Source organism: Terriglobales bacterium, from assembly GCA_035624475.1.
In the GTDB taxonomy this organism is placed as follows: domain Bacteria; phylum Acidobacteriota; class Terriglobia; order Terriglobales; family Acidobacteriaceae; genus DASPRL01.
In genome coordinates this window covers 1-4886 of record DASPRL010000389.1, presented here as the reverse complement: position 1 = coordinate 4886, position 4886 = coordinate 1, and the positions used below count along the sequence as shown (strand labels likewise).

General features: G+C 67.1%; 5 protein-coding genes. 2 read left to right on the top strand and 3 right to left on the bottom strand.

Annotation, left to right across the window (positions count from 1 at the left end; all coding sequences use genetic code 11):
- Window positions 1-9: 9 nt before the first annotated feature.
- The 3 genes from VEG08_15135 to VEG08_15125 form a co-directional block, all read right to left on the bottom strand.
- Window positions 10-354 carry a PilZ domain-containing protein gene (locus tag VEG08_15135; protein HXZ29327.1) on the bottom strand — a complete coding sequence of 115 codons (345 nt, stop codon included), beginning with the start codon at window positions 352-354 and terminating at the stop codon, window positions 10-12.
- A gap of 116 nt (window positions 355-470) precedes the next feature.
- Window positions 471-1856, bottom strand: a complete 1386-nt coding sequence (locus VEG08_15130) for a TldD/PmbA family protein (protein ID HXZ29326.1) — start codon at window positions 1854-1856, stop codon at window positions 471-473.
- Entirely contained in the window at window positions 1856-3322 is a 1467-nt protein-coding gene (locus VEG08_15125; protein HXZ29325.1) for a TldD/PmbA family protein, read from the bottom strand. The genes VEG08_15130 and VEG08_15125 overlap by 1 nt, the downstream gene beginning before the upstream one ends.
- A 138-nt stretch (window positions 3323-3460) precedes the next feature.
- Here VEG08_15125 and VEG08_15120 point away from each other — a divergent pair, with 138 nt between their 5' ends.
- Both VEG08_15120 and VEG08_15115 read left to right on the top strand, forming a co-directional pair.
- On the top strand, window positions 3461-4165 hold the full coding sequence (locus VEG08_15120) for a hypothetical protein (GenBank protein ID HXZ29324.1): 705 nt from the start codon (window positions 3461-3463) through the stop codon (window positions 4163-4165).
- A 50-nt stretch (window positions 4166-4215) separates the two neighbouring features.
- Window positions 4216-4886, top strand: a 671-nt coding sequence (locus VEG08_15115; GenBank protein ID HXZ29323.1) for a TlpA disulfide reductase family protein, incomplete at its 3' end; no start/stop codon positions are given.

Below are 4886 nucleotides of genomic sequence, written 5' to 3'. Positions count from 1 at the left end.
CCGGATTCGTTAGCCATGGACTCTTGGAACCCCCAAATGACGCTCGAAATAATATTCGTCGATCACCGCGGCCACGGCATGGTGGTCGCCCTCCGCCGTGCAGCGCACCACCCGGCCGGCGCACTTCACCTGCACCAAGGTGCCGGTCCCCAGGATCTCGGCGGGGATGGAAATGCTGAACTGGATGGGCGAGCCCACCGGCAGTTCTCCCTCCACCTGGAAGAGCACGCCTCCCGAGGAGATGTCCCGGGTCTCGGCAGGCAGAGGCCTGGCCTCCGTAGTCACGGCCATGGGCAGATGCAGGGGAAAGCGGACCGCGCTGCGCATCTCGGCGAACTGGGCTCCCCGCACCATTCTGGGGCCAGCTTATACCGGATGGTCACTCGGGGGAAGTTACTAAAGGGTAAATTGGTGACTGACTTGGGGAGGAGTTGCGTCCTTCCCGGCCTGGCCGCCGTGCCCGACACCGCTCAGAACCGGGTCACCTCGGTGAAGTTGAAGTCGCGCACCTTCATGGGCGGCACCACCATGTCGAAGGACTCTTCTCCGCTGGCCCGCACCGGCGTGCCCATGGCCTCTACCTTGGAGAGCATCTCGATCAGGCTCTGGTTGAAGCGGAAGTTGCGCAGGCCGTGGCGCAGCTTGCCGTTCTCGATGAGGAAGGTGCCGTCGCGGGTCATGCCGGTGAGGATCTTCTCGTACGGATCGACCTCGCGGATGTACCACAGGCGGGTGACCAGGACCCCGCGCCCGGTGGAGGCGACCATCTGACTCACCGTCTGGTGCGAGGCCTCGGGGCCGCCCTCGAAGACGATGTTCATGGGGGCCTCGCCCATCTCGTTGGGCAGGGGGAAGCCGTGGCCGGTGGGCTGGATCTCGCCCACCGTAGCGGCCAGCGGCGACTTGTTCATCCTCTCGGCGCTGGAGCGGGCATAGACCAGGTTCTCGATCACGCCGCGGTACACCAGGCGGAGGCGCTGCCGGCGCACCCCCTCACCATCGAAGGCCGCACCCGATTGCAGGGGGTGGGCGACGTCGTCCCAGACGGTGATGTTGTCACCGAAGAGCTTGGTGCCCAAGCGGTTGTTGAGGAAGGAGCGCTGGTCGAGCACGGCCAGCCCGCCGAAGTCGAAGAACATGAAGCCCACCAGGTCGAGGACGGCGGCCGGCTCCAGCACCACCGTGTACTTGCCGGGAGCCAGCTCCTGCGGCCCGGCAGATTCGCGCGCCTTGCGGGCCGCGATCTCGGCCAGCGCCACCGCGTCCAGGTTGTGCACGTCGGGGGAGTTGGCCTTCTGCCAGCCGGAGGAGTCGGCGGCCAGCATGGTCACGGAGATCTCCGAGGAGGTTTGGGTGTGCCAGGCGGCCAGACCGCGCGAGTTCAAGATGGCCTCGCAGCTCTCCGAGCAGGAGAAGATGCCGGCGGCGGTGAGCTTGTTGCTCTGGGCCACGCCCACGATGGTGCCGACGGCGCGAGCGCGCTCTTCGGGGGTGAGGGCCGCCGTTTCTTCGAAGTGGCGGCGGGGGCCGGAAGCGCCTGCCGCCGCGGCCGCGTCCGCCATGGGCAGCAGGTCGGGATCGGGCTGCTGCACGCGCGCCAGCGCCTCGGAGGCCTTCACCACCTGCTTCAGGCTCTCGTCGTCGAACTTGTTGGTGGTGGCGCGCGCGGTGCGTCCACCGAACACCGTGCGCACTGAGACCACGTAGCCTTCTTCCGCGACGTTCTGGTGGATGGTGTTGTTGGCGAAGCGGGTCAGCGCACTGTGGCCGCCATAGATGATGGCTTCCACTTCGTCGGCGGTGGAGTGCTTCTTGACCCGCTCGAAGATCTCGCCCGCTCTTTCTCTGGTCAGCATCAATGTCCCTTGTACGCCGAGCCCACCTTCACATTGCGGAAGCGCGCCGGTGCGGCCCCGTGGCCCGTGCCGATGGTCTGCATGGGCTGGCCCTTGCCGCAGTTGGGCGTGCCCCACAGCGTCCATTGGTCGCGCGAGCAGATGGCGTCCATGGAGTTCCAGAACTCGGTGGTGATGCCGCTGTAAGACGGGTTCTTGAGCATGCGGCCGCGCTTGCCGCCCTTGATCTCCCACCCGATCTCGGTGCCGAACTGGAAGTTGTAGCGCTTGTCGTCGATGGACCAGGAACGGTTGGTCTCGAAGAGGATACCCTCGTCCGTATCCGCGATGAGCCGCTCCAGGGTGAGCGGCTTCTCTCCCGGCAGGATGCTGATGTTGGTCATGCGGATGATGGGCAGGCGGTTCCAGCCCTCGGCGCGCATGGTCCCGCCCGAGCGCGGCTCGCCGATGGCGTGCGCCGTCTCCCGCGACGACAAATAGCCGGTGAACTGCCCCCGGGTGATGATGGGGGTGCACTGCGCGGGGACGCCCTCGTCGTCGTAGGCGAAGGTGCCCAGGCCGGGGCCGTGCGCCAGGGTGGCGTCGGCCACTACGTTGACCAGCTCGCTGCCGTAGCGCAGCGTGCGCAGCTTGTCGAGCGTGAGGAACGACGTGCCGGCAAAGTTGGCCTCCATACCCAGCACGCGGTCCAGCTCGATGGGATGGCCGATGGATTCGTGGATCTGTAATCCCAGTTGCGAGGAGTCCAGGATGATGGTGAAGCGCCCCTCGGGACACTGCGCGGCCGAGTGCAGCGCCACCGCCTCTTCTCCGATGCGGCGCGCGTTCTCCACCAGCCTCAGCTCCTCGATCAGTTCGTAGCCCTTGTTCTGGTACTGCCCGCCGAAGGAGTTGGGGAACGAGCGCTTCTGGATCTCGGTACCGGCGAAGGCATAGGCGGCGAAGCCCGCCCCGGTGATGAACTTCACCTGGTGGATATCGGCGCCCTCGGAGGAGTAGAACCATTGCTCGTAGCGGCGGAAGTTGAGGTTGGCCTCAGCTAGGGTGACTCCAGTCACGGCGCGCAGTTCCGCATCCACTTTCAGCAGCAGGCCCAGGTTGTCCTCCACCGAGGTGGTGAAAGGATCGACCTTGTAGGGCGTGGTCCAGTCGGCGACGGCGGGCTTCTCCGGCGCCAGGCGGACGTCGTGCTGCTTGACCTGGGCGGAGGCGCGGGCGATGGCCACGGCGCGCGCGGCCGCGGCTTCCACGCCCTGGCGGTCGAGGGCGTCGGTCGAGGCGAAGCCCCAGGCGCCATCCACGAGGACGCGCACGCCCAGGCCCTGGGAAGCGCCGTCGGAGGCGTGGCCCACCTTGCCGTTCTTGGTGGCCAGCGAGCGCGCGCGCTCGTCCACCAGGCGCGCGTCGGCGTAAGTGGCCCCACGTGTTTTCGCGGTGTCCAATGCCCAGGCTGCGACGTCTTTCATAGACCAAACTAGAAATCTATCACAGGACCCTGAAACCATGCCGGGCGGCTAACCGATCGGCGGTTGCTTCGTCCAACTGGAACGTGGGGAGGGATGACCATGGGATTCACTCACCGCACAAAGGTGGCGAGCGGAACCATGCTGATGGTCCTGGGCCTGGTACTGTTGCTCCGGCAAGGCCTGCCGGGCCAGGGGCCCGCCGGCACGCCGGGCAAGACGGGCGAACGCTTCGACAACCAGGTGCGGGACGATTTCTTCTCCGGCATGGCCGGTGACCGGGAGGCCTTTGACCGCGCCATGAAGCTGTGCGAGGAGCGGCTGAAGCAGGATCCCAACGATGCCGAGGCCCTGGTCTGGCACGGCGCCGGTCTGGACGTGCTCAGCGGGAGGGCCTTCCGCGAAGGCGATCCCGCCAAGGGGGCCGATCTGCGCCGGCGCGGCCAGCAGGAGATGGAGCAGGCGGTCGCGGCGGACCATTCCATAGTCACCCTGATCCCGCGCGGGTCGGTGATGCTGCAGGCCTCGCGCAACATTCCCTCGCCCGAGCGCGCGCAGGCCGCCCTCAGGCAGGGCTTGGCCGACTACGAGGAAGCCCTGCGCCTGGACGAGCACTTTGCTCAACGCCCGGTCCACGCTCGCGGCGAATTGCTGGCCGGGCTGGCCGACGGTTGGTACCGGGCGGGCGACCAGGCCAAGGCCGACCTGTATCTCAAGCGGATCGTGGCGGAGTTGGAGCCGTCTCCCTATGCCACACGCGCCAAGTTCGTCCTGGCCAACCACCCGGCGGCCGGCCAGCTCCAGCTCACCTGCCTGGGCTGCCACTACCGGAAGCTCGCGAAGTGAGACCTTCGGGTTCCGGTAACCATCCGCCGGCTAGCGCGTCTATTCGGGGGATGCGCCCTGGCAAGAAGCTGCTCGTCCTGTTTCTGCTGGCGCTGCCGCTGGCGGCAGAGACGTACCCTCGGGTCAATACGGGACTCGTGGAATTGGAGTGGGAGAGCGCCGGCTGGCGCGTGGTCAGCGTGCACTCCCTCGGCACCGCCCACCTCACCCTGCTCCCCGGGGATGTGTTGCAGCGGCTGAATGGGGTCGAGGCCGCGCGCATCGCCCCTTTCCAACTCAAGGAACTGGTGCTCTCCGCCAATGACCATCGCCTCAACGTCGCCCTGGAGCGCGGTGGGAGGAAGGAGGAGCTCGTCCTCGGCCCGCTCCGTCCCGGCAAGGACGATACTCCCATTGCAGCCCATGCCGACGATGCCGCGGCCTGGCTGGCTCCGGACTTCACGCTGACCGACGAGGCCGGCCGCAGCCACTCTCTGCGAGACGCGGCGGGCCGCTATGTTCTGCTCAGCTTCTTTGCCAGTTGGTGTGGACCGTGCCAGCAGGAGGCCGGTTCCCTGGATGACCTGGCGCGTCGCCATCCGGACCGGCTCCTGCTGCTCGGCATCGACACGGACGACTCTGCCGACAAGCTCCGCCTCTTCCGCGCGAAGTACCCCATCGACTTTCCGGTGGTGGAGGGCCAGACCTTCCAGTCCGGCATGGCGAAGTCCTACCACGTGGA

What these genes read in the sequence shown, in the direction of transcription:
- VEG08_15135 (HXZ29327.1), bottom strand. Translation starts at nt 354, where the DNA reads ATGGTGCGGGGAGCCCAGTTCGCCGAGATGCGCAGCGCGGTCCGCTTT.
- VEG08_15130 (HXZ29326.1), bottom strand. Translation starts at nt 1,856, where the DNA reads ATGCTGACCAGAGAAAGAGCGGGCGAGATCTTCGAGCGGGTCAAGAAG.
- VEG08_15125 (HXZ29325.1), bottom strand. Translation starts at nt 3,322, where the DNA reads ATGAAAGACGTCGCAGCCTGGGCATTGGACACCGCGAAAACACGTGGG.
- VEG08_15120 (HXZ29324.1), top strand. Translation starts at nt 3,461, where the DNA reads ATGCTGATGGTCCTGGGCCTGGTACTGTTGCTCCGGCAAGGCCTGCCG.